Annotated in this window: 1 protein-coding gene; it reads left to right on the top strand. The window is 26.4% G+C overall.

Annotation, left to right across the window (positions count from 1 at the left end; all coding sequences use genetic code 11):
• A partial coding sequence (locus ACWA1B_RS23750; RefSeq protein WP_456911162.1) for a hypothetical protein occupies positions 1–191 on the top strand: 191 nt, incomplete at its 5' end.
• Positions 192–231 lie beyond the last annotated feature (40 nt).

The following is a 231-nucleotide window of genomic DNA, read 5'->3' as shown; positions in this document are numbered from 1 at the left end:
GAAAATCCCAAGAAAAATTGTTTCTTGGGATTTTTTTTGTTTTTAACCATATAAGTAATGTAAGGTTATTTAAGTTTCTACTGCAGGGTTTTCCAAATCTAGAAAACGAAATCACACATAATTTACTTCCTGTTTTTTTATATCTTTATTTTAAATCTGATTCTCTATGGCTAGAATTTTTATTGGCATAATGATTTGTTTGCTTCTTTTGAATTGTGCTAAAAAAGAAGA

Source organism: Flavobacterium xizangense (assembly GCF_054075145.1).
This window is presented reverse-complemented; position numbering and strand designations above follow the sequence as displayed.